Origin of the sequence: Azohydromonas australica DSM 1124, from assembly GCF_000430725.1 — a bacterium.
GTDB lineage: Bacteria > Pseudomonadota > Gammaproteobacteria > Burkholderiales > Burkholderiaceae_C > Azohydromonas > Azohydromonas australica.
Genome location: NZ_KE387219.1, coordinates 52,940 through 76,123 on the forward strand (window position 1 = coordinate 52,940; position 23,184 = coordinate 76,123).

Below are 23,184 nucleotides of genomic sequence, written 5' to 3' on the forward strand. Positions count from 1 at the left end.
ACGCCATGGCCCTGCATGAACACGACGCCGCGACCACGACGCGGCTGGACTTCGGGCGTGTCGCGCCGGATGTGGTGGCCGCCGCCCGCGAGCTGCCCACGGCCACGCTGCACGAGGCCGGCGGCAAGATCGGCGCGCTGCCCTCGGCCCTCAAGCCCGTGGGGCGCGCGATGCGCGCCTGCGGTCCGGCGCTGACGGTGCATTCGCCGCCGGGCGACAACCTGTGGCTGCACCGTGCGCTGGCCGTGGCCCGGCCGGGCGACGTGCTGGTGGTGCACGCCAGCGGCGCCTTCGAGCACGGCTACTGGGGCGAGATCATGAGCACCATGGCCCAGGCGCGCGGCCTGGCCGGCCTGGTGATCGACGGCTGCGTGCGCGACGGCGTGCTGCTGGAGGACATCGGCTTCCCGGTGTTATCGCGCGGGCTGTGCATCCGCGGCACGGGCAAGGACTACGGCGCCATCGGCTGGATCGGCGCGCCAGTGCTCATGGGCGACGTGGTGGTCCACGCCGGTGACCTCGTGGCGGCCGACGGCGACGGCGTGTGCGTGCTGCCGCGCGGGCGCGCGGCCGACATCGTGGAGCGCTCGCGACGGCGCGAGGCCGAGGAGGCCGCGATCCTGCAGCGGCTGCGCGCGGGCGAGAGCACCATGCAGGTGTACGGGTTCCGGTGAGGGCGGCGCCATGAGCACTTCATCCACACCCACCGGACTGCCGCCCGAGCTGGCGATCGACGGCCGCATCGCCACCATCACGCTGCGCCGGCCCGAGGTCGGCAACCGGCTGGAGCTGGAAGACCTGGAGCTGCTGCGCGCGCAACTGCGCGAGGTCAGTGCCATGCCCGGCGTGCTGGTGCTGCGGCTGCGCGGGCAGGGGCGTCATTTCTGCAGCGGCTTCAACCTGGCGCAGGCGGCCGAGCGCGGCGCCGTGGCTGCGGCCGGCGAGTCCTTCGAGGCGCTGGCCGGGGAGATCGAGCAGGCGCGGCCGGTCACGATCGCCGCCATCAACGGCGGCTTCCACGGCGGCGCCACCGACCTGGCGCTGGCCTGCGACTTCCGCATCGGCGTGGCCGAGGCGCGCATGTTCGTGCCGGCGGCGCAGATCGGCATCCTGTTCTATCGCGGCGGCATGGAGCGCTATGTGCAACGGCTGGGCCTGCGCATGGCCAAGCGCGTGCTGCTGGCGGCCGAGACGCTGGACGCGGCGCAGATGCTGGCGTGCGGCTTCCTGGACCGGGTGGTCGAGGCCGACGCGCTGGTCGCCACGGTGGACGAGTTCAGCGAGCACCTGGCCGGCATGGCGCCGCTGGCGCTGCTGGGCATGAAGAAACACCTCAACCGCATCGCCGCCGGCACGCTGGACGCCGCCGAGCTGCGGCGCGACATCGCGCAGGCCGACGCCTCGCAGGACCAGCGCGAGGGCATTGCCGCGCGCATGCAGAAACGAAAGCCCGAGTTCCATGGCCGCTGACATCACTTCCGCCGCCGACGGCTACTTCGCTCGCGTGCACCGTGGCGAGATCCCGCCGCCGCCGGTGAGCACCACGCTGGGCGGGCACATCACGGCCGTGGACCTGGAGGCGGGCACGCTCGAATCCGACTACCACGCCGGCGCGGGCTTCCTCAACCCGGCCGGCCAGGTGCAGGGCGGCGTGCTGGGCGCGATGCTGGACGACGTGACGGCCTTCCTCGTCACCGCCACGCTGGCACCCGGCGAGCACTGCGCCACGCTCAACCTGAACCTTTCCTTCCTGAGGCCCGCACGCGCCGGCGCGCTGCAAGGCCGCTCGCGGCTGGTGCGCCGTGGCCGAGGGGTCTGCCACGTGGCGGGCGAGCTGCTGCAGGACGGCCAGCTCGTCGCCACCGCCACGGCCGTCTGCACGGTGGTGCCCGGCCGCTGATCGGGCGCGCCGCGCGTGGCGCGGCGGCCCGCTTTCCAAGGCTTTCCCGACTGCCGGGCTTGGCACCCGGCCGGGCGGAGCCTTGCCTTCAAGGGCCTGCATCCGAACGGGCCCGCCTTCAACGACCAGGAGACATCCAGTGAACAAGACCTGCATCGCCGCCGCCGCGCTCGCGGCCTGTACCGGCGGCGCCATCGCGCAAAGCAACGTCACGCTCTACGGCGTTGCCGATGCCTACGTCGAATCCACCCGCATTTCCGGCCGAGGCTCCATGGTCCGGGTGTCCAACGGCGGCATGCAGCCGTCGCGCTGGGGCATCCGGGGCACGGAAGACCTGGGCGACGGCCTCAAGGCCGGCTTCGTGCTGGAGAGCGGCATCTCCATCGACACCGGCACCTCGCTGCAGGGCGGGAGGCTGTTCGGGCGCCAGGCCTACGTGTCGCTGCAGTCGGCGCGCGCGGGCGAGATCCGGCTGGGGCGCCAGTACGCGCCCATCCACTACTCGATGGTGTTCAGCGACGTCGATCCCTTCTCGGCCTTCTCGCCGGTGCTGTCGATGTACGTCTCCAACGGCGACCAGAGCCGCCAGGACAACCAGGTGAGCTACTGGACGCCGTCCTTCGGCGGCTTCAGCGCCATGGTGGCCGTGGCCGCAGGCGAGAACGCCGCCACCGCGCCCAGCGTGGCCACGCCGTGGGTGGCCGCCGGCACGATGAAACGCAACGTCGGCGGGCTGCTGCGCTACCAGGGCGGCGCCCTGGACGCGAGCGTGGCCTACCACCAGGGCGGCCAGGCCACGGCCGCGGGCGACGTGGAGCAGAAGGCCTTCAACGTCGGTGCCACGTACAACCTCAACGGCTACGTGCTGGGCGGCAACTTCTGGGAGCACCGCAACGAGCTGGTCAGCGGTGCCACGCCCAAGACGCGCGGCCTGGTGCTGGGCGTGAAGGTGCCGATCTCGACCGCCTGGAGTGCGGTGGCGCAGGTGGCGCGGGTGGAGGACAACGGCCTGGCCTACGCCACCGGCGCGGCCAAGGCCGAGGGCCGCAATACCTACCTCAACGTCGGCGTGAACTACCGGCTGTCCAAGCGCACCGACGTGTACCTGCGCTACGCCCGCATCGAGGACGACAACGGCGGCTACAACGGCCGCGCCACCACGGCGCTGTACGGCATCTTCGGCCCCGGAAACACGCTGCCCGCGGGCGGCTCGGCCAGCTCGCTGGGCTTGGGCGTGCGGCACGTGTTCTGACGCTGCTTCTGCCCTTCGGGGAGGCCGCTGCCGCTTTCGGGCGGAGCGGCTTGCGGCGCCGGGGCCTGCCGCGAGGCGCCAAGCGCTGTTCAGGCGGCCGACGGCTGGACCCACGCGGGCGGCATGTCGGCATCGCCGGCCTGAGCCGCGCGCCCGGCGCGTGAGGCCTGGCGCAGCGTGCGCGGCGGCTGTCCCAGCGTACGCACGAAGGCACGCCGCATGCGCTCGCGGTCCACAAGACCCACCTCGCGCGCAATGAGGTCCATCTGCAGACGGCCCTGCTCCAGCAGCACGCGCGCCGCCTCCACCCGCAGTTGCTCGACCGCCCGCGCAGGGGAGCGGCCGGTCTCGGCGCTGAAGGCGCGACTGAACTGGCGCGGGCTGAGCCCCGCGACCTCGGCCAGCTCCTCCACGGACAGCGCATTGGCCAGGTGGGCCCGCGCGTGGTCAAGCACCTTGCGGATGCGGTCGGACTTCGGCTCAAGCTCCAGCAGCGCGGAAATCTGCGGCTGTCCGCCCGCGCGCCGGTGATAGACCACGAGCCTGCGTGCCACCTCGCGCGAGACGGTGCGGCCATGGTCCTGCTCGATCAGGGCCAGCGCGAGGTCCAGCGTCGCGGCCATGCCAGCAGACGTCCACACCGGGCCGTCAACGACGAAGATCTGGTCGTCGTCAACCCGCACCTTGGGAAAGCGCTGCTGCAAGTCGCGCGCGAAGCGCCAGTGGGTGGTGGCGTGGCGGCCGTCGAGCACGCCCGCCTCCGCCAGCAAGAAGGCTCCTGTGCACGGCGCCACCACGCGGCGGGCACTGCCCAGCGCGCGGCGCACGAACGCGTACAGCCCTGGCGAGCCGGCATCGGTCTCGATGCCCGTGGCCAGCAGAACGGTGTCGAACACGGCGTCACCGAAGGGCCGCGTCTCGACGCGGAAACCGGCCGAGGCCATGACCGGCCCACCGTGCTCGGACAGCAGCGTCACCTCGTAGAAGTCACCGCTGAGGACGCGGTTGGCCGTTTGCAATGCGGTGACGGCCGAGAAGGCGAGCAGGTCGAAGCGTGGGAAGACCACGAAACCGATGGCGTGCATGGAACCTCTGCGGACAGCGTGTCCGAAACCGCGGCATTTTCGACATTTGCCGCGAAAGCGGTCGCGCCTACGCTGGCGACCCGTTCCACACCACAGTCATTCATCGCCATGGATCGCCGCCTTCTCATGCTCGCGCTCGGCATGTTTGCGATGGGAACCGACAACTTCGTCGTTGCCGGCATCCTTCCCAGTGTTGCCCGATCGCTCGATACGTCCGTCAGCCTCGCCGGGCAGATGGTCACCGTCTATGCCCTGAGCTACGCCGTGCTGGCGCCGGTGATGGCTGCTGTTACCGGCGGCTGGCCGCGCAAGCGGCTGCTGGTGTCGGCGCTGGGCATCTTCGTGCTCGGCAACGTGCTTACCGCGCTGGCCACCGACCTGAACATGGTGCTGTTGAGCCGCGCGGTCGCCGGCCTGGGTGCAGCGATCTTCTCGCCTACCGCGCTCGGCGTCGCGGCCGCGCTGGCGACGCCAGAGCGCCGCGGCCGCGCTCTGGCCACGGTCACCGCAGGGCTGGCCGGCGCCACCGCGCTGGGAGCGCCGCTGGGCACCTTCATCGGCGGCCTCGGCAGTTGGCGCACCACGCTGTGGTTCGTCGCGCTGCTGGGGCTGGCGGCAATGGCGGGCCTGGCGCTGCTGCTGCGCGAGGTGCCCATGCCGCCGCGCATCAGTCTTCGCGAACGCATCGCACCGGTGCGCGACATGCGCGTGGCGCTCACGCTGCTGACCTCGCTGTTCGCCTTCGGCGGCTTCCTGATGGTCTACACCTATGCGGGCCTGGTGCTGCGCCCGGTGACCGGCGGCGACGAGCGCACGCTCGCCGGCCTGCTGCTGGTGTGGGGCGTCGCGTCCACCGTGGGCAACGTGCTGTCGGGCCGGCTCGTCGACCGCTTCGACAGCCGGCGCGTGCTCAATATCGGCCTGGGTGTCGGCATCGCCAACTTCTGCCTGCTGCCGTGGACCGTGGGCCATCCGATGGGGGCGGCCGCCGCGCTCGTGGTGTGGGGCCTGTGCGGCTGGGGCCTCCTGGTGCCGCAACAGCACCGGCTGGTGAAGACCGCGCCGCAAGTCGCGCCGCTGCTGCTCGCGCTCAACAACACGGCCACCTACGGCGGGCTCGCCTGCTCGGGCGTGCTTGGCGGGCTGGTGCTGCTGACGGTCGAGGGCCGCTACCTGCCCCTCGTCGGCGCGGCGCTGATCGCGCTGGCGTGGGCCTGCGCCGAGAGAGCCCATGCCTTCATCCGGCGCAGCAGCATGCCGGGCTCCGCCGTTGCGGAGGTCGCCATGCAGCGCCCGGCATGACACCTTCACATCACATCACCTCACCTCCAACCGCCCCGATCCATGATGCATCGAACCCTTCTTGGCGCCGCCTGCGCCGTCCTCGCCTTCGCCCCCGCCCTGCCGGCCGGCGCGGGCAGCCTCACCGAACAGGTGACGCCGCAGTTCGCACACGCGCTGCCCAACGTGCCGGGCAAGTCGCTGGTTTCGGTGGTGGTCGAGTACGGGCCCGGCGCCGCCTCCCGGCCGCACACCCATGCAAAGTCGGCCTTCATCTACGCCTACGTCCTGTCGGGCGTCGTCGAGACACAGGTGGACGGCGAGGCTCCGCGCATCGTGCGAGCCGGCGAAAGCTTCCATGAGGTGCCGGGCGCACACCACACGGTCAGCCGCAATGCCAGCGCCACCGAGCCAGCCCGGCTGCTCGCGGTCTTCGTCGTCGATTCGTCCGAATCGCGCACCTTGACTTCCCCCGACCGTTGACCGGTCACCTTTCCATCCTTCACTCCTGGAGTATCCAAATGAGCCAACGCCTCGACTACAACCAGATCGCACCTGCCGGAGCCAAGGCGCTGGGTGGCGTCTACGGCTACGTGATGGGCAGCGGCCTGTCCGCCGTGCTGGTGGACCTCGTCTACCTGCGTGTCTCACAGATCAACGGCTGCGCCTTCTGCCTCGACATGCATACCCGCGACCTGCTGGCCAAGGGCCAGCCGGTCGAGAAGCTGGCGCTGTTGCAGGCTTGGCGCGAAGCGGGCGGGCTGTTCGACGCGCGCGAGCGCGCCGCGCTGGCCTGGGCAGAGTCGGTGACCCGCGTGGCCGAAACCGGCGTGCCCGACGAGGCGTATGCCAACGCACGCGAGGCGTTCAGCGAGCGCGAGCTGGTCGATCTCACGATCGCCATCGGCCTGATGAACGCCTACAACCGCATGGCCATCAGCTTCCGCAACACGCCCAAGGCGGTGCTGGACCTGGCCCGTCAAGCTTGACCACAGAGTCGGACATGCCATTGCAATCCTCTACTACGCCCCTGGGCGAGCGGGACGGAAGTGGCGTTGCAGCACTGATTGCAGCGGGGCTGTGTGCCAGCCTCGTGGGCATCGGCCTTGCGCGGTTCGCCTACACGCCGCTCATTCCGCCCTTGATCGGCGCACGCTGGTTCAGTCCGGATGATGTCGTGTTCCTGGCGGCGGCCAACCTGCTGGGTTACCTGCTGGGGGCCATGGGGGGGCGGCGCCTTGCGTCCGCTGTCGGCTCGGTTGCCGCCGTGCGGAGCGCGATGTCCCTGACCGCGTTGGCATTTCTCGCGTGTGCGGTTCCGCTGTCAACGGCCTGGTTCTTCTTCTGGCGCCTGCTTTCGGGCATCACCGGCGGCGTCATCATGGTGCTGGTGGGCAGTGTCTTGCTGCCGCATGTCCCGCCAAGGCGCAAAGGCATGGCAGCGGGCGCCATTTTCCTGGGGCTCGGGGTGGGGATTGCCGCGTCGGGCACCCTGGTGCCCCTGCTGCTGCGAACCGGCCTGGCTGGCACCTGGATGAGCCTGGCCGCGATTTCCCTGCTGTTGACCATCGCAACCTGGCGCGCCTGGCCGCCAAACGAGCGGCCCCGCGTGAGCGACCCGGTCGCATTGCCGCAGCCGGCGCGCCGCTCCCTGCTGCACCTGTACGGCCAGTACGGTCTCATGGCGGTTGGCGTCGTACCCGCCATGGTGTTCCTGGTCGATTACGCGGCGCGCGGCCTGCACTGGAGTGTGATGTCCAGCTCGCTGCTCTGGGTTGTCTTTGGGGTGGGTGCCCTGGCAGGGCCGCTGTCCTATGGCGCCCTGGCGGACCGCATCGGGTTCCGCACGACGAGTCGCCTCACGCTGGCACTGCAGGTGCTGGCTGCGGCAACGCTCGCCCTCACGAGCTCCACGACACTCGTCTTGCTGTCCGCTTTCCTGCTGGGTACCTATCCTCCCGGGGCCGTGCCCATCATGCTCGGCCGAGTCAACGAAGCGGTGATGGGCCAACCCGGTCTGCAGCAGGCTGCATGGGGGCGGGCGACCATGGCGTTTGCCCTCGTCCAAGCAGCCGCAGGCTACGCCGACAGCTTTCTGTTGACTGCTTCTGCAGGCAATCATCGCCTGCTGTTCAGCGTTGCGGCCGGCGCGTTCCTGTCTGCACTGTTGTGGGATCTCCTGTCTGAAAGAGGCAGAACCCGAACGGCCCAGGATTGCAAACGAGTACGGGACTCGTCTACTCCGGCTCGATGCCCGCGGCCTTGACCAGACGGCCCCGCGTAGCAAGCTCTTCCCGCACCAGCGCGTCCAGCGCCTGCGGCGTGCCACCGGAGGGCACCAGGCCGGCCTGCTCCAGAGCCGAGCGCACGGCCTCATCCGCCAGGGCCTTGTTGATCTCGGCTTGAAGCCGGGTCTGGATCGCTCCAGGCAGACCGGCCGGCGCGAACAGGCCCAGCCAGCCCGCGAGCGCGTAGCCGGGCAGCGTCTCGCCGATGGTCGGCACCTGAGGCAGGCCGCCATGGCGCTGGGCCTGCGTCACGGCGAGCACGCGGACCTGCCCGTTCTGGACGTAGGGCAGCGCGGTGGCGAGGCTGGCGAACAGCACGTTGATGTTGCCGCCGAGCAGGTCGGTCATGGCCGGCGCGCCGCCCTTGTAGGGCACGTGGACCATCGCGATGCCGGCCCGCTCGTTGAGCAGCTCGCCGGCCAGGTGGTGCGGGGTGCCGATGCCCGAGCTGCCGTAGCTCAGCGCGCGCGGATGCGCCTTGGCGTACCGGACCAGCTCCGCCACGTTGCGCGCCGGCAGCGAAGGATGGACCACCAGCACGATCGGGTTGACGGCCGCCAGGACCAGGGGCGTGAACTGGCGCAGCGGGTCATAGGGGAACTTGCGGGCGAGATGCAGGTTGGTGGCCTGGGTGGCATCCGTGCCCAGCAGCAGCGTGTAGCCGTCTGCGCTCGCCTTGGCCACCATGTCGGCGCCCAGCGTGCCGCCGGCGCCGGCGCGGTTGTCAATCACCACCGGCTGCCCCAGCGCCTGCGCCAGCGGCCGGGCCAGTACGCGGGCGAGCTGGTCCGCCGCGGCGCCCGGTGCGTAAGGCACCACGAGGCGAATCGGTCGGTCCGGGTAGCCCTGGGCCAGCGCACCGCGAGCGGCCATCAGCGGCAAGCTCGCCAAAAGCGCCAGGACGCTTCGACGGTGCAGTCTTGTCGAATTCATGTGCGCCTTTCGTGCAAAACGGAAACAGCGCCGTCGCCACCACGGAGTCCCCGGGCGCGACGGCGCATGCGGCTTGAAGGGTGAGGAGGGCGCAGTGTGACCCGCCGCCCGTGCCTTCAGTGCGCCAGGAAGTCCAGCACCATGCGGTTGAACTTGTCGGCGTGCTCCCACTGCGCCCAGTGGCCGCAGCGGCTGAAGACGTGCAGCTCCGCGTTCTGCAGGCCCGCCACGAGGCGCAGGCCCGTGTCCAGCGGCACGAAGCGGTCGTCGCGGCCCCAGATCACCAGCGCCGGCGCCTTGATCTCGCCCAGGCGGTGGCCCACGTCGGGGAACTGCTTGGGGTTGGCCTCGGCGCTCTTGACGAAGTTCTCCAGGTGGTCGCGGCGCGTGAGCATGTTGTCCAGCCGGGCCTGGAACAGCGCTTCCGTGAGGCTGCTCGTGTCGTACACAAACACGCTCATCATCCGCTTGAGGTTCTCGATGGTGGGCTGGCGGTACAGCGCGCCGATGAGCTTGATGCCCTCCGTGGGCATGGGCACGAAGGAGCTCGCGCCGCCGGTGCCGCCGCCCATGAGGACGAGCTTTCCCGTGCGCGCGGGGTTCGCCAGGGCGAAGGCCACGGCGCTGTGCCCACCCATGGAGTTGCCGATCAGGTGGGCCTTGTCCAGCCCGATGGCGTCCATCAGCCCCTTGAGGGCGCGGGCGTTGAGCTCGGAGCGCGAGCCGGTGCACACGATGGGGTCGCTCTTGCTCCAGCCCGGGCAGTCCATGAGGATGACCCGGTAGCCGGCCGCCACCAGCGGCTCGATGTTGCGGTTGAAGTTGGCCCAGCCGCTGGCGCCGGGGCCCGAGCCGTGCAGCATGACGACGGTCTCGTCGCCGCTGCCGCAGTCGTTGTAGTGGAGCTGGAGATCGAGGTCGCCTTCCTTGATGCGCACGAAGCGGCTGGTGGAGGCCTCGGTGATGACGTTGCTTGTTTCAGACATGGCGCAATCCGTGATGTGTTGGGCTCGCAAGCGGCTCTGTCAGCCCGCCTCGCTCATGGTGGACTCGGCGTGGGCACGCTCGTGCTCGCGCTGCTTGAGCAGGTCCAGCGCCACGTCCACGATCATGTCCTCCTGGCCGCCGACCATGCGCCGGCGGCCCAGCTCCACCAGGATGTCCACGGTGCTGAGCCCGTACTTCCTGGCCGCCGCTTCCGAGTGGCGCAGGAAGCTGGAGTACACGCCCGCGTAGCCCAGCGCCAGCGTCTCGCGGTCCACGCGCACGGGGCGGTCCTGCAGCGGGCGCACGATGTCGTCGGCCGCGTCCATCAGCCGCATCAGGTCCGTGCCGTGGTTCCAGCCCAGGCGCTCGGCCGCGGCGACGAACACCTCCAGCGGCGCATTGCCCGCGCCCGCGCCCATGCCGGCCAGGCTGGCGTCGATGCGGTCACACCCTTCCTCCACCGCGACGATGGAGTTGGCCACGCCCAGGCTCAGGTTGTGGTGCGCGTGCATGCCCGTCTGCGTCTCGGGCTTCAGCGTGTCCTTGAAGGCCCGGAAGCGCTCGCGCACGTCCTGCATGCCCAAGGCGCCGCCGGAGTCCACGACGTAGCAGCAGGTGGCGCCGTAGCTCTCCATGAGCTTGGCCTGCTCGGCGAGCTTCTGCGGTGTGGTCATGTGGCTCATCATCAGGAAGCCTACGGCCTCCATGCCGAGATGCCGCGCGTACTCGATGTGCTGCTTCGAGATGTCGGCCTCGGTGCAGTGCGTGGCCACGCGCACGATGCGGGCACCCGCCTCATACGCGGCCTTGAGGTCGTGCACGGTGCCAATGCCCGGCAGCAGCAGCGTGGCGATCTTGGCGTGCTTCACCACGCTGGCCACGGCCTCGATCCATTCCAGGTCGGTGTGCGCGCCGAAGCCGTAGTTGAAGCTGCCCCCTTGCAGCCCGTCGCCGTGGGCGACCTCGATGGAGTCCACCCTGGCGTCGTCCAGCGCCTTGGCGATTTGCGCGGCCTGCGCCACGCTGTACTGGTGGCGGATGGCGTGGCTGCCGTCGCGCAGCGTCACGTCGGAGATGTAGAGCTTCTTGCCGTTCATGGTGATCGTCTCCTTCAGGCCGTGAGCGGCTGCAGTAGCTTGGCCGCCATGCTCTCGGCGGTGCGCAGCGCGGCGCTGGTCATGATGTCGAGGTTGCCGGCGTAGGCGGGCAGGTAGTGCGCGGCGCCCTCGACCTCCAGGAAGATGCTGGTCTTCAGGCCCGCGATGCGGCCCACGCCCGGGATGAGAAGGGGCTGCTCGATGCGGTCGAACTGAACGCGCTGCTTGAGCCGGTAGCCCGGCACGTAGGCCTGCACGTCGGCGGCCATGCGCTCCACCGAGGCGGCGATGGCCTCCTCGTCTGCGAAGTCCGAGAGCGTGTAGACCGTGTCGCGCATCATCAGCGGCGGCTCGGCCGGGTTGAGCACGATGATGGCCTTGCCCTTGGCGGCACCGCCCACGGCCTCGATGGCCTTGGAGGTGGTCTCCGTGAACTCGTCGATGTTGGCGCGCGTGCCCGGCCCGGCGCTCTTGCTGGAGATGGAGGCCACGATCTCGCCGTAGTGCACCTTCGCCACGCGGCTCACGGCCGCCACCATCGGGATGGTGGCCTGCCCGCCGCAGGTGACCATGTTCAGGTTCTTCGCGTCCAGGTGCTGCTCGCCGTTGACCACCGGGATGCAATAGGGGCCGATGGCCGCAGGCGTGAGGTCCACCATGCGGATGCCGGGTTTCAGCGCGCGCAGGAAGGCGTCGTTCCTGACGTGCGCGCCGGCCGAGGTGGCATCGAACACGATGTCGATGTCCTCGAACATCGGCAGCCGCGCCAGGCCTTCGACGCCCTCGTGCGTGGTCGCCACGCCCAGCCGCGCCGCGCGCGCCAGGCCGTCGGACGCCGGGTCGATGCCGACCATCGCAGAGACCTCGATGTGCTTGCCGTGGCGCAGGATCTTGATCATCAGATCCGTGCCGATGTTGCCGCTGCCGATGATGGCGGCCTTGAGTTTGGTGCTGCTCATGGGTGGTTCCTCATTCGACGGATGCGCCGCTCGTCTTGACCAGCGCGCTCCAGCGCGTGATCTCTTCCTTCATGAAGCTGCCGAAGGCTTCGGGGCTCATCGGCATGGGCTGCAGGCCCTGGTCGCTGAAGCGCTTGACCACGTCCGGGCTGCGCAGTGCCTTGGCCAGCGACTCGTTGAGCCGGGCAACCGCTGGCGCCGGCGTGCCGGCCTTGACCACGGCGCCGAACCACACGCTGGCGTCCACCCCCGAAGTGCCCAGCTCCTGCAGCGTGCGCACGTCGGGCAGTTGTGCCGCGCGTTTCGTGGCGGCGATGGCCAGGGGTTTCAGCTTGCCGCTCTGGATCAGCGGCGCGGTGGTGATGACGGGGTCGAACATCAGGTCCACCTGGCCGCCCATGAGGTCCTGCAGCGCCGGCGCCGAGCCCTTGTAGGCGACGTGATGGAAGCCGCCGCCGGTCTTGCTGCGGTAGAGCTCGCCCAGCAGGTGGCCGATGGAGCCCACGCCCTGCGAGGCGAAGTTCAGGCCGCCATCCTTCCTGCTGGCCGCCACCAGGTCGGCCACCGAGTTGGCCGGGCTGTTCTTGGGCACGACCAGCACCAGCGGCGACGAGATCAGTGCCGTGACGGGCTGGAAGTCCTTGAGCGGGTCGTAGCTGAACTTGCGGAACAGCGTCGGGTTGATGGCGAACATCTCCGTGGCGGCCACGAAGAGCGTGTGGCCGTCGGCCGGAGCGCTCTTGACCGCCTGCGCGGCGATCTGGCCGCCGGCGCCGGGTTTGTTGTCCACGATGACGGTCTGGCGCAGGTCTTCCTGCATCTTGCCGGCCAGCACGCGGGCAATCTGGTCCGTGACGCCGCCAGGCGGGAAGGGCACGACCAGGGTGACGGGCTTGCTCGGAAAGTCCTGGGCGACGGCCGGGCCGGCCAGTGCCAGCGCAGCCGCGGCGGCCAACGCACCCAGGGTGAAGCGACGGGTGGGGTTCATGGCGACTCCTTGAGGGTCTTTACGGAAGGGAGCTCAAGCGGCGGAAAAGCGCGCACGCACGCTGCCCACGCCTTCGATGCGGGCCTCGAAGCGGTCGCCGGGCTGCACGGCGACCATGGGCCCCAGTGCGCCGGTGAGCACGAGGTCGCCGGCACGCAGCGGCTGTCCCAGCGCGGCGAGCTTGCGCGCCAGCCACACCGCGGCGTTGAGCGGGTGGCCCAGGCAGGCCGCGCCGCTGCCGCTGGAGACGGTCTCCTCGCCGCGCGCCATCGACATCGCGCACAGCTTGAGGTCCAGGCCGTCGAGCTTCGTGGGTACGCCGCCGAGCACCACCAGGCCGCTGGAGGCGTTGTCGGCCACGGTGTCGGTGAAGCGGATGTTCCAGCGCGCGATGCGGCTGCCCACGATCTCGATGGCCGGCAGCACGTAGGCCGTGGCATTGATCAGCTCGACGAGCGTGGTGTCGGCCGCGGGCAGGTCGCGCGAGAGCACCAGCGCCACCTCGGCCTCGACCTTGGGCTGCAGCGTGCGCGACAGCGGCACCTCCTCGTCGTCGCCGTAGAGCATGTCGGCGAAGAGGGTGCCGAAGTCGGGCTGGTCCACGCCGAGCTGCTTCTGCACGGCGGGGGAGGTCAGGCCGATCTTGCGGCCCACGATGCGCCGCCCCTGGGCCAGCGCATGCGCCACGTTGGCCTGCTGGATGGCGTAGGCGATGGCGCCATCGGGGTCGGCGCCGATCTCGTCGCGCAGCGGCTCCACGGGCTCGCGTTGGGACTCGGCCTGGCGCAGGCGCTGCGCCCATTGTTCGATACGGGGGTCCATGCGGTGTCCTGTCGATGTCAGTTGGGCTGCTGGAGCAGCATCACGCCGAAGCCGGCGATGTATTCGGGAATGGCCTGGTAATGGCGCAGGGGGCAGGGCAGGGCCTGGCCGGTGGGCAGCGCGCTGCGGGCCACGAGCCAGCTCTTGGACTCGTGGGCCGAGAGCCCGGCGTCGCGCTCGATGCTGTCCTCGCTCATGGCGCACAGGGCATCGAGTTCGGCGCCGCCGGCTGCAAGTGCATCCATCCAGCGGCGGTCCCACTGCGGGTTGAGGGGCTTGATCGAGTCGTGCCCCGCGGCCAGCGCCTGGCCGGCAGCCATCACGCGCTGCGTCTTGGCGTCGCGGTCGGCCGGCGACGGTTCGTTCCTGAAGGTGATGCGCTCGCGCACGGCCGGGTCCGGATGCGCCAGCGTGGGCACCGGCGGCTCGTGCGACAGGCCGCCGGAGCCGATGAGCAGCGTGCGCTTCGGGACGGTATCGAGAAAGCGGCCGATGGCCTCGCCAAGCTGGCGGCAGCGGCGCAGGCGCGGAATGCCGGGTTGCGCCACCGCGTTGAGGAAGATGGGCAGCACCGGCGGCGTGTCCAGGCTGCCCCAGATGAGCTGCAGGGCCTGGGCGAAACCATGGTCCACGACCATGCGGCGCGAGACGGCGAGGTCGAAGCCCTCGTCCATCAGCCGCTCGGCCAGCGCCAGCGCCGCGTCGGATTCCACGTGCAGCTCGCCGGGCGGCGTGAGGTAGTCGCCCACCGAGCGCGCCTGCGTGCCGATGCAGAACGGCGGCATCAGCTCGTTGAAGAAGCCGTTGTAGTGGTCGGGTGCCACCAGCACCACCAGCTCCGGCGCGAAGGCCTGCACCTGCTCGCGGGCCGCGGCGATGGCGGCCTGGAGCTCCTGCTCCACCGAGGTCACCACGGGGTTGAGCCCCATCAGCGGCGAATGGGACAGGCCCAGGAATGCGCGTTCCATGCTCATGCAGCCTCCGCGAGCGCGAACACCGGCGCGGCGGCGGTGGCGGCTTGCGCCGCCAGCGGCATGGCCATCACCTCGGCCAGCGCGCGGGTGGTGGCCTCCACTTCCTGCGGCGAGCACAGCGCGGCCACGAAGCGGTCCGGGCGGATGAAGACCACCGAGCTGGGCTGCTGCGCGAACCAGGCCTTGAGCCGGTTGCCCAGGTCGCCGATGCAGGTCACGCCGGGACGTTGGTCGTCGCGGTGCGCCATCTGTACTGCGGGCTTGACGGTGATGAAGCGCGCGCCCAGCCGCTCCCAGAAGGCACGCGACTGCGTGCTCATGCCGTGGGTCGGATCGGTGCCCCAGGCCACGATGGCGAAGTTCAGCCCGACCACCTCGTCCAGCAGCCGCGTCTGCCCGTCCTCGCACAGCACGCGGGGCTGGAGGAACATGCGGCCCACGGCGGTGCCTTCGTCGGCTTGCCGGCCATGCACGAGGCGGTGCACCGGCGAGCCTTCCTTTTCCGCCATCAGGCCCAGCAGGCGGCCCAGGGCCGAGCCGCCCGAGCGCTCCAGCACCCGCGCCAGCAGGCCGTGACTCGCCGACGCGCCGCTGGTCAGCACGGCACCCTGCCGGTAGCGCGGCATGGGCTTGAAGCGCATCTCGACGATGTAGCGCTTGGCCGAGGGCAGCCGGTTGAGCGCCAGCGTCAGGCCGTCGCGCAGCTTCGCACCCCAGCGGCTCGCGGGCGCGAAGATGTCACCCGCAACTTCCGAGAGATGGATCATCGAGCGCGCGTGGCTGCGCCGCTCCTGGGTGTAGCTGTCGAGCAGCCGGTCGCCGGCCAGGCCCTTGACCACGTGCGCCAGCTTCCACGCCAGGTTGCTGGCGTCGCGCAGGCCGCTGTTGTAGCCCTGGCCCTGCCACACCGGCATGATGTGCGCCGCGTCGCCGGCCAGCAGGACGCGCCGCTCGCGGAACGTCTGGGCCAGCCGTGCGTTGTGCGTGTAGACGCGCTTGCGGATGTAGTCCACCTTGTCGGGATCGGCCACCACCTTGCGCATGAGGCGCGCCATGTTCTCGGGCCGGGACAGCTCCTCTTCCGTCTCGCCCGGCATCACCATGAACTCGAAGCGCCGGATGCCGTGCGGCAGCGCAGCCGAGACGTAGGGGCGCTCGGGGTCGCAGTGCATGTAGACGTGGGGCGTGCCCAGCGGGTCGTTGCGCACGTCCACCACGATCCACTGGTTGGGCTTGGTGCGGCCCTCGAAAGGCACGTTCAGGCTGCGGCGGATGAAGCTGTTGCCGCCGTCGCAGGCCACGAGGTAGCGGCCGCGAGCCTGCCTCACGCCCTCGACACCCTTGAGCTGCAGCGTCACGCCGGCGTCGTCCTGCGTGAGGGACTCGACCTCGTGGCCGAAGAGCACCTGCACGTGCGCGAAGCGCGACAGGCCCTGGTAGAGGATGTCGTCGATCTGCGGCTGGATGAAGGCGTTGCGCCGGGACCAGCCGAACTCGTCGGTGCGCGGGTCGATGTCGGCGAAGCAGCGCCCGCTGCCAGTGACGAAACGCATGGCGTGATCGGGCGTGATGTGGGCCTGCACCTGCGCGGCCAGGCCGGTGGCTTGCAGCGTGCGCAGCGACTCGTCGTCGATGCCGATGGCGCGGGGGTAGTCGATGATGGAATCGAGCTTCTCCACCACCAGCACCCGCACGCCGTAGAGGCCCAGGGTGTTGGCGATGGTCAGCCCGACCGGGCCGGCACCGACGATCAGCACGTCAGCGTCGAAGCGGGGTGGGTAGGTGGACACGGCTGTCTCCTTCGAGATCCGAGCGGCGTCGCGCCGCGGTGGCCGCAATGTCCTTGCGCTGGATCAATGCGTAAACTGCGTGCACCTGGTGCACGCTTGCGCCTGGGTTAACCCGGATCAAGACCTGCCATGCCCCCAACAGCCGGCGACAGCGACGAAGGCGTCTACAAGGAGGTGCGCGGCCTCTCGCGCGGGCTGGCCGTGCTCAAGGCCCTGAACCGGCTGCCCGGGGGCATCGGCAGTACCACCGAGCTGGCGCGCCTGTGCGGGTTGGACCGCACCACCACCAAGCGGCTGCTGGAGACGCTGCGCGCGCAGGGCTTCGTGCGCCAGGGCGAGAAGGAAGGGCAGTACTACCTGACCTTCGAGGTGCGGCGGCTGAGCGAGGGCTTCGAGGACGAGGCCTGGGTGGCGCGCATCGCCTCGCCGGCCATGCAGGCGGCCGTGCGCGAGCTGGTGTGGCCTTGCGACCTGGGCACGGCCGAGGCGGGCTTCATGGTGGTGCGCGAGTCCACGCACCGCTGGAGCGCGCTGTCGCAGCACCGGGCGATGATCGGCGAGAAAATGCCGCTGCTGGAGACCGCCATCGGCCGCGCCTACCTGGCCGCCGCCGACGAGGCCGAGCGCGAGGCGATGCTGGAGCTGCTGCGCCGCCGCAGCGACCGCCTGGGCGCGCTGGCGCGCGACGCCGCCTGCGTGCAGCGCCTGATCGCGCAGACGCTGGAGCGCGGTTACGCCGTCAACGAAGGCGAATGGCTCCAGGAAGCGGACTTCGCCGCCGTGGCCGTGCCGGTGCATGCCGGGCCGCGGCTGCTGGCCGCACTGAACCTGGTGTTTCCGAAAGCCGCGGTGTCCGAGCATGACCTGCAGCAGCGCTTCGTGCCGGCGCTGCGGCGCCTGGCCGACGCCATTGGCCGCGGCAGCCGAGCCTGGATCGAGAGCTGATCAGGGCGCTGGGCCTGTCCGGCTTCGCCAACGCGTCCATCCTGCGCCGGCAACCAGTGCCTGCCGAGCAGCGCCCAAGCCCTGCCCGCGCCATCTCCCGTCATCAATCAGCCACCAAACCTTGATGCGACCACCGGATGTGAGGGGCATCGAATTTTGCTGTAGAGGCGGGGTATTTTTGAATACACGCGTCTGCTGAGACCGTCGGCAGCAGTCCGTCTTCAATGACTTCACGGCATGGTGACGGAGAAAAGATGGTTTTCGATCAGGACGCCGGACCCATAAAGTTTGCGCTCTGTCAAGGCGCCGATGCGCGTCGCGACACCGGCGATGCGCTGCCGCAGGCGCCTGTCCATCGACGGCTTGCAACCCCATCCCGGCGCCTCTTCTTGAAGCCTTGCACCAGGGGAACCAATGATGGCTTCACTTCCGAAGATGAACTTCCGCCACACGGGCATCTCCACGTTCGATCCGGATTTTCTGGCTCGGTTCTACTCGCGCTGGTTCGGCATGGTGGCGTCCGACGTGGGCGACGCCAAGGCCGGACACCGGGTCATCTTCATGACCGGCGACCCCGAGGAGCACCACCAGATCGCCTTTGCCAGTGGCCGCCAGCCGGAATGGCTGGGTGCCGACCAGCTGTCCTTCACGATCGGGAGCCTGTCGGAGCTGAAGCAACGGGCCATCGCCTTCCACGAGGCTGGCGTGCCGATCCTGCAGCAGAAGGACCACGGCAACACGTGGAGCGTCGATGTTGCCGACCCCGAAGGCAACCGCATCGAGATCTACACGCCGACAGGCTGGCACGTGAGCCAGCCGACCGGGTGGCCCCTGGACCTGATCACCGAGTCCGAGGAAACGATCCGCGCGCACACGCAAGCCTCGGCCCGGTCCAGCCTGGACTTCATGACGCGCAAGGAATGGATGGCCCAGATCCAGGCCTGCATCGACGCCCAGCGCGCCGCCGGCTGAGAAGCGCACTCGACGCCCCTCCCACAAGCGCAGAACCGACAGGAGACATATGAAGAAACATCTCGCCGCGCTGTGGGCGACCGCTGCCGCCGCGATGCCGGCAGCAGCGCAGCAAGCCACCTCCAGCGTCACGCTCTACGGCATCACGGACGTGGCGGTGACGCACATCAGCAACCGCGGCGGCGCCAGCCTGAACCTGCTCGACAGCGGGCGGCTGCAGTCCTCGCGTTTCGGCTTCCGTGGCTGCGAGGACCTGGGCAACGGCCTCACGGGGCTGTTCACGCTGGAGAACGGTTTCACCCTGGACACCGGCGCGCAGAGACTTGTTCCACCGAGGTCTGTGCGTCAGTATCTCTTGCAGCGGCAGATGCCAACGCATCGCGTCGTACGTCGCCTCGAAGACGGCCAGCGTCGTTTCCGCGGCCTTGATATAGCGTCCCAGGGGCCTACTGCGGTTGAACATGCCGCAGGATGGCGGCAACACCACAAAGCCACTGCGGTGTCGCATCCTCGCTGCACGAGTTTGGCTACCAAGTCGATTGAGCATGCAAAGCTTGTTTCCTGTCCTGGGCGTGCTTGGCGGCGTGCTGATGCTGTTTGCCGGCACCATGCTGGTACCGCTGGCCTTCGCCTTCTTCGGAAACGACGCGGCCTTGTCTTCCTACGATGAAGCAATCCTCGTCACCTTCTTCACCGGTCTGGCGCTGTTCCTGCTCGGCCGCCGCTCGCACCGCGAGTTGCTGCCACGCGACGGCTTCCTGCTGGTGAGCCTGGTGTGGACGGTGCTGCCAGCCTTCGGCGCGCTGCCGCTGCTGCTCCATATCAAGAACCTGTCCTTCACCGACGCTTACTTCGAAGCCGCCTCGGGCCTGACCACCACCGGCGCCACCGTGCTCACCGGGCTGGAGAAGCTGCCGCTGTCGATCAACGTCTGGCGCTGCCTGATGGTGCTCATCGGCGGCATGGGCATCCTGGTGCTGGCGGTGGCGATCCTGCCGCTGCTGGGCGTGGGCGGATCACAGCTGTTCAAGGCCGAGACGCCCGGACCGATGAAGGACCAGAAGCTCACGCCGCGCATTGCGCAAACAGCACGCGGGTTGTGGACCATCTACTTCGCGATCGCTCTGACCTGCTTCCTGGCCTACCGGCTGGCTGGCATGGGCTGGGCCGACGCGTTCATGCACATGTGCTCGACCATGGGCCTGGGCGGTTTTGCCGCCTACGACGCCAGCTACGGTGCTTTCGACTCGCCAGCGATCGAGATGGTCGCCATCGTGTTCATGACGATCGCCGGCATCAACTTTGCGTTGTATTTCATGGCTTGGCGGCAACGCAGCCTGCGCGTGGTGTGGCGCGACGTGGAGGCACGCCTTTATTTGGGGCTGCTGGCGACGGCAGTGGCGAGCGTGACACTGTTTCTGCTGGTGCGCGGGGTGTATCCCAGCTTTGGGGAAGCACTGCGCCACGCGGCCTTCCACGTTGTCTCCATCGCCACCACCACCGGGTTCGCGACGCGGGACTATGCGCAATGGCCGATTTTCGTGCCCTTGATGCTGCTGTTCCTGTGTTGTTTCACCACTTGCGCGGGCTCCACCGGCGGCGGCATCAAGCTGATCCGTTCCCTGTTGCTGATGAAGAGCGCGCAGCGCGAGTTCAAGCGCATCGTGCATCCCCGTGCCGTGGTGCCCATCACGCTGGGCGGCATGGCCGTGGACGCCAACGTGCTGCAGTCGGTGCTGGCCTTCATGCTGGTCTATGGCGCGGTGATGGTCGCTGCCACGATGCTGCTGCTGTTTTCCGGCCTGGACGTGGTCACGGCCTTCACCGCCGTCGTGGCCTGCCTCAACAACACGGGCCCTGGCCTTGGCCAAGTTGGCCCGGCCGGCAACTACCAAGGGCTCAGCGACTTCGAAATCTGGGTCTGCACCGCCACGATGCTGCTGGGCCGGCTGGAGCTGTTCTCCATCCTGGTGCTGTTCACGCGATCCTTCTGGCGCAAGTGACAGGCGGTATGCCCGCGCTTACCAACCGTCCCGTGAAGCGCTGTTCTCCGGCAAGCCACTGCCTACCCGTGCATGCGAGCCCTTGCTTACGGCGTGTCGTCGCGGCGTTGGACCGACGTGGCGTCAACGATCGCCTGTCGGCACCTTCAGCATCGCATGACGTGCCTTCAAGCATCAGCATGCCGAGGAACCGTTGGCGCCCGGGCGACTCCAAAACAGGGAGGTCCGTGTCCATGCGGTTGAAACCACTCTTGGGCCATGAACTGCAGCCCCAAGGCATCACCGAGCGCCGTCGGCCGCGAGGGCCGGGATGGTGTCGGTGGCGTGCAATCCATGGTCGCCGCAGTCACTGTGTTGTTGATGCTGCTGACGGGGTGCGACGGCCCGGCCGAGCGCCAAGTGCAGCTGTCCGGCGATGTCCGGTCCGCCTCCGCGCCTGCAGCACGCGTGGTGGAAGCAATGCTGCGGCGCTTTGAGTGCAGCGACGAGAAGTGCTGGCTGGAAGTTGAACTGCCCGACAGGCGTGTCGTCAGTGGGGTGTGCGAAGCGCCGATCTGCGTGCAGTGGCTCGACAACGGTGCCCGGCTGCCGTCGGACCTGGTAGGCTGCCGCGCGCGCATCGAGCTGCGCCAGACACCGATCTTCATCGGAACCGAGGAAGACCGTATGGTCGCGGAGGAGTTTCGGCGCATCACGCTGCTGGAGTGATGCCTGCGTGTCGTCACTTTGCCGCGTCAGTCCGGGATGGCGTTGAAGTTCAGTGATCCAAACAGGCGGGTCCACTGCTTCTGCGAGCAGTCACGACGCGAAAGCGGAGCCGAAGAATTGTTGGGTCAACCTCCGGACAGCGGCTGGCTGTCATGCGCCTCTTGCGGGCGCGTCCCTGGGCCAGGCGCACGGTCACCGCATACCGACGCCCTGACCACGTGTCCAATCGTCAGGCCCTGCACCAGCACCGAGAAGACCACCATCGCATAGGTCAATGGCACCAGCAGATCGCGCCCTGCGCTCTCTGGCAGCGACAACGCCAGCGCGACGGAGATGCCCCCGCGCAACCCGCCCCAGGTCAGCACCCGGCCGGCGCCGCGCGGCAACCTGAACCAGGCTGGGAAAAGCGCGACCGGCAACCCGACCGTGAGGCCCCGTGCGAGCAAGGTCAAGACAACCGCCAGTGCGACGGCGGGCCATGTGCCGCCGCCAAAGGGGATGAGGATGACCTCCATGCCGATCAACACGAACAGCACGGCGTTGAGGATTTCGTCGATGAGTTCCCAAAACAGGTCGACGTGATGCCGCGTGGTCTGCGACATGCCCAATGTCCGTCCATGGTTGCCGACCACGAGCCCGGCCGCCACCATGGCCAGCGGCGCCGACACGTGAAGATGCGTGGCCAGGGCCGAGCCGCCTGCCACGGCCGCCAGCGTCAGGAGCACTTCCACCTGGTAATGGTCGATGCTGCGCAGCAAGAGAAAGGTGGCCCAACCGACGGCCACGCCGAACGCCAAGCCGCCAAGCGCCTCCTGCAGCAGCAGCAGGCCAGCTTCGCCCACGGTGGGAATCGTGCCGCTGGTAGCCACTCCCAGCAGCAAGGTGAAGATGACCACGCCCACACCGTCGTTGAACAGCGATTCGCCCGTGATCACCAGTTCCACGTCGCGCGGTGCGCCGGCCGACTTCAGGATGCCCAGCACCGCGATCGGATCGGTGGGCGAGATCAGCGCACCGAAAAGCAGGCAGCTCAGCAGCGGCAGTTCCCACCCCACCAGCGGCAGCAGCGCCCACAATGCGAAGCCCACCACCAGCGTGGACAGCAGCGTGCCGCCCACGGCCAGCGCCGCGACCTGCCAGCGGTAACTGCGCAGCTCGCTGAGGTCGATGTGCAGCGCGCCTGCAAACAGCAGCAGTGAGAGCATGCCCTGCAGCAGCACGTCGGAAAAGTCGATGGAGGCGATGAGCGAGGCCTCGAAGTCGCGCAGCCCGGGCAGCCAGCCCAGCAGGTCCAGACCAATCAGGGCCACCGACAGCAGCAGCGCGGCGGCCATGACGCCGATGGTGGTGGGCAGGCCGACGAAGCGCTGGTTCACATAGGCCAGCAGCGCCGTGACCACGAGGCAGATGGCGGCGATGTCAAGCATGAATGATGCGGGCGGAACGCCGATGTGCACGGCGCGTTCCCGCCCTGCTGAGTTGACAGTGCGCTTCGGATGGCAGGGGCCGTGCCTGTGACAGCTCTCAGACTTCCTTGGTCACGCCGCTGCCGGTGGGGGCGCATGACCGCCTTGGACCTGGCGCCATGGGAGGAGCCGGACTCCGGGGAACGATGCTTGCTTTCCAATGCGTCCACCGCGGGGTTCACGATGCAACTGTTCGGCATTCGTCTGGTCGGCATCAACGAGGTCACCGGCCACAAGCTGCTGCTCACGCTGATGCTGATTGCCGTGTTGGCACTGCTGGGCCTGGCGCTGGGGGCGCTCATCCGCGCGCTCACCGCCCACGCCGGTGCACGCCGCGAGCGCGTGCGCTTCTGGGCCCGGCAGGGCCGCAGCCTGCTCATCGCCATCGTCGGGCTGGTGGGCGTGCTGTCGATCTGGTTCGACAATCCCGGCACGCTGACCACCGCGGTGGGGCTGGTCACCGCCGGCCTGGCCTTCGCGCTGCAGAAGGTGGTCACCTCGCTGGCGGGCTACTTCGTGATCCTGCGCGGGAAGAACTTCACGGTGGGCGACCGCATCACCATGGGCGGCGTGCGCGGCGACGTCGTGGCGCTGGGGTTCATCCAGACCACCATCATGGAAATGGGCCAGCCGCCGGCGGTGCAGGGCGCCGACCCGGCGATGTGGGTACGCAGCCGCCAGTTCACCGGCCGCATCGTCACGGTGGCGAACTCGAAGATCTTCGACGAGCCCAT

25 protein-coding genes are annotated in these 23,184 nt (G+C 69.2%); 14 read left to right on the forward strand and 11 right to left on the reverse strand.

The annotated features are described in order from the left end of the window. The first annotated feature begins 5 nt into the window (after positions 1–5). The 4 genes from H537_RS0138755 to H537_RS50165 all read left to right on the forward strand — a co-directional run bounded on the left by H537_RS0138755 (position 6) and on the right by H537_RS50165 (position 3,152). Positions 6–674 carry a 4-carboxy-4-hydroxy-2-oxoadipate aldolase/oxaloacetate decarboxylase gene (locus tag H537_RS0138755; protein ID WP_043462193.1) on the forward strand — a complete coding sequence of 223 codons (669 nt, stop codon included), beginning with the start codon at positions 6–8 and terminating at the stop codon, positions 672–674. A gap of 10 nt (positions 675–684) precedes the next feature. Next, positions 685–1,470 (forward strand): enoyl-CoA hydratase/isomerase family protein, encoded by a 786-nt coding sequence (locus tag H537_RS0138760; protein WP_043462159.1) that lies wholly within the window; start codon positions 685–687, stop codon positions 1,468–1,470. Beyond that, complete coding sequence (locus H537_RS0138765) at positions 1,460–1,900, forward strand: PaaI family thioesterase (RefSeq protein ID WP_029002130.1); 441 nt, start codon at positions 1,460–1,462, stop codon at positions 1,898–1,900. Before H537_RS0138760 ends, H537_RS0138765 begins: the two co-directional genes overlap by 11 nt. A 139-nt stretch (positions 1,901–2,039) precedes the next feature. Beyond that, entirely contained in the window at positions 2,040–3,152 is a 1,113-nt protein-coding gene (locus H537_RS50165) for a porin (RefSeq protein WP_051244645.1), read from the forward strand. 89 nt (positions 3,153–3,241) lie between these two features. On the opposite strand, the gene H537_RS0138775 is transcribed toward H537_RS50165, so the two are convergent. Continuing rightward, a complete protein-coding gene (locus H537_RS0138775) occupies positions 3,242–4,237 on the reverse strand; it encodes a GlxA family transcriptional regulator (RefSeq protein WP_029002131.1) in 996 nt (331 codons plus the stop codon). A gap of 108 nt (positions 4,238–4,345) precedes the next feature. Here H537_RS0138775 and H537_RS0138780 point away from each other — a divergent pair, with 108 nt between their 5' ends. Genes H537_RS0138780 through H537_RS48305 form a run of 4 tightly spaced genes read left to right on the forward strand, consistent with a single transcriptional unit; the run spans position 4,346 to position 7,784 of the window. Continuing rightward, positions 4,346–5,539, forward strand: coding sequence for an MFS transporter (locus H537_RS0138780; protein ID WP_029002132.1), 1,194 nt, complete (start codon positions 4,346–4,348; stop codon positions 5,537–5,539). 42 nt (positions 5,540–5,581) lie between these two features. After that, positions 5,582–6,001 (forward strand): cupin domain-containing protein, encoded by a 420-nt coding sequence (locus H537_RS0138785; RefSeq protein ID WP_029002133.1) that lies wholly within the window; start codon positions 5,582–5,584, stop codon positions 5,999–6,001. Between the two features lie 38 nt (positions 6,002–6,039). After that, complete coding sequence (locus H537_RS0138790) at positions 6,040–6,507, forward strand: carboxymuconolactone decarboxylase family protein (protein WP_029002134.1); 468 nt, start codon at positions 6,040–6,042, stop codon at positions 6,505–6,507. A 14-nt stretch (positions 6,508–6,521) separates the two neighbouring features. Beyond that, the gene (locus H537_RS48305; RefSeq protein ID WP_084151293.1) at positions 6,522–7,784 is read left to right on the forward strand and encodes a YbfB/YjiJ family MFS transporter; all 1,263 of its coding nucleotides are present in this window, start codon (positions 6,522–6,524) and stop codon (positions 7,782–7,784) included. On the opposite strand, the gene H537_RS0138800 is transcribed toward H537_RS48305, so the two are convergent. The 8 genes from H537_RS0138800 to mhpA all read right to left on the reverse strand — a co-directional run bounded on the left by H537_RS0138800 (position 7,756) and on the right by mhpA (position 16,404). After that, positions 7,756–8,739 (reverse strand): Bug family tripartite tricarboxylate transporter substrate binding protein, encoded by a 984-nt coding sequence (locus H537_RS0138800; RefSeq protein WP_043462163.1) that lies wholly within the window; start codon positions 8,737–8,739, stop codon positions 7,756–7,758. The genes H537_RS48305 and H537_RS0138800 overlap by 29 nt on opposite strands. A gap of 116 nt (positions 8,740–8,855) precedes the next feature. Beyond that, positions 8,856–9,725, reverse strand: coding sequence for an alpha/beta fold hydrolase (locus H537_RS0138805; protein WP_029002136.1), 870 nt, complete (start codon positions 9,723–9,725; stop codon positions 8,856–8,858). 39 nt (positions 9,726–9,764) lie between these two features. Next, positions 9,765–10,823 (reverse strand): 4-hydroxy-2-oxovalerate aldolase, encoded by a 1,059-nt coding sequence (dmpG, locus tag H537_RS0138810; RefSeq protein ID WP_029002137.1) that lies wholly within the window; start codon positions 10,821–10,823, stop codon positions 9,765–9,767. A gap of 14 nt (positions 10,824–10,837) precedes the next feature. Then, a complete protein-coding gene (locus H537_RS0138815; RefSeq protein ID WP_029002138.1) occupies positions 10,838–11,782 on the reverse strand; it encodes an acetaldehyde dehydrogenase (acetylating) in 945 nt (314 codons plus the stop codon). Positions 11,783–11,792: 10 nt separating this feature from the next. Beyond that, positions 11,793–12,770 (reverse strand): Bug family tripartite tricarboxylate transporter substrate binding protein, encoded by a 978-nt coding sequence (locus H537_RS0138820; RefSeq protein ID WP_029002139.1) that lies wholly within the window; start codon positions 12,768–12,770, stop codon positions 11,793–11,795. Positions 12,771–12,803: 33 nt separating this feature from the next. Further along, the gene (gene mhpD / locus H537_RS0138825; RefSeq protein WP_029002140.1) at positions 12,804–13,592 is read right to left on the reverse strand and encodes a 2-keto-4-pentenoate hydratase; all 789 of its coding nucleotides are present in this window, start codon (positions 13,590–13,592) and stop codon (positions 12,804–12,806) included. A 17-nt stretch (positions 13,593–13,609) separates the two neighbouring features. Next, the gene (locus H537_RS0138830) at positions 13,610–14,566 is read right to left on the reverse strand and encodes a 3-carboxyethylcatechol 2,3-dioxygenase (protein WP_084151294.1); all 957 of its coding nucleotides are present in this window, start codon (positions 14,564–14,566) and stop codon (positions 13,610–13,612) included. Further along, complete coding sequence (mhpA, locus tag H537_RS0138835; protein WP_375136362.1) at positions 14,563–16,404, reverse strand: bifunctional 3-(3-hydroxy-phenyl)propionate/3-hydroxycinnamic acid hydroxylase MhpA; 1,842 nt, start codon at positions 16,402–16,404, stop codon at positions 14,563–14,565. The genes H537_RS0138830 and mhpA overlap by 4 nt, the downstream gene beginning before the upstream one ends. An 81-nt stretch (positions 16,405–16,485) precedes the next feature. Between mhpA and H537_RS0138840 the strand changes: the two genes are divergently transcribed. Beyond that, the gene (locus H537_RS0138840; protein WP_051244650.1) at positions 16,486–17,301 is read left to right on the forward strand and encodes a DNA-binding transcriptional regulator; all 816 of its coding nucleotides are present in this window, start codon (positions 16,486–16,488) and stop codon (positions 17,299–17,301) included. A gap of 230 nt (positions 17,302–17,531) precedes the next feature. On the opposite strand, the gene H537_RS56385 is transcribed toward H537_RS0138840, so the two are convergent. Beyond that, entirely contained in the window at positions 17,532–17,657 is a 126-nt protein-coding gene (locus H537_RS56385) for a hypothetical protein (RefSeq protein WP_259375260.1), read from the reverse strand. 61 nt (positions 17,658–17,718) lie between these two features. Between H537_RS56385 and H537_RS0138850 the strand changes: the two genes are divergently transcribed. The 4 genes from H537_RS0138850 to H537_RS48310 all read left to right on the forward strand — a co-directional run bounded on the left by H537_RS0138850 (position 17,719) and on the right by H537_RS48310 (position 20,984). After that, a complete protein-coding gene (locus tag H537_RS0138850; RefSeq protein WP_029002144.1) occupies positions 17,719–18,273 on the forward strand; it encodes a VOC family protein in 555 nt (184 codons plus the stop codon). A gap of 49 nt (positions 18,274–18,322) precedes the next feature. Next, on the forward strand, positions 18,323–18,943 hold the full coding sequence (locus H537_RS56190) for a porin (RefSeq protein WP_084151295.1): 621 nt from the start codon (positions 18,323–18,325) through the stop codon (positions 18,941–18,943). Then, complete coding sequence (locus tag H537_RS0138855; protein ID WP_238446962.1) at positions 18,864–20,276, forward strand: TrkH family potassium uptake protein; 1,413 nt, start codon at positions 18,864–18,866, stop codon at positions 20,274–20,276. The genes H537_RS56190 and H537_RS0138855 overlap by 80 nt, the downstream gene beginning before the upstream one ends. Positions 20,277–20,534: 258 nt before the next feature. Then, complete coding sequence (locus H537_RS48310; protein WP_029002146.1) at positions 20,535–20,984, forward strand: hypothetical protein; 450 nt, start codon at positions 20,535–20,537, stop codon at positions 20,982–20,984. 125 nt (positions 20,985–21,109) lie between these two features. On the opposite strand, the gene H537_RS48315 is transcribed toward H537_RS48310, so the two are convergent. After that, positions 21,110–22,411 (reverse strand): cation:proton antiporter, encoded by a 1,302-nt coding sequence (locus tag H537_RS48315; protein WP_084151296.1) that lies wholly within the window; start codon positions 22,409–22,411, stop codon positions 21,110–21,112. 135 nt (positions 22,412–22,546) lie between these two features. Here H537_RS48315 and H537_RS0138870 point away from each other — a divergent pair. Further along, positions 22,547–23,184 (forward strand): mechanosensitive ion channel family protein (locus H537_RS0138870; protein ID WP_211235157.1); only part of this gene is annotated, 638 nt, incomplete at its 3' end.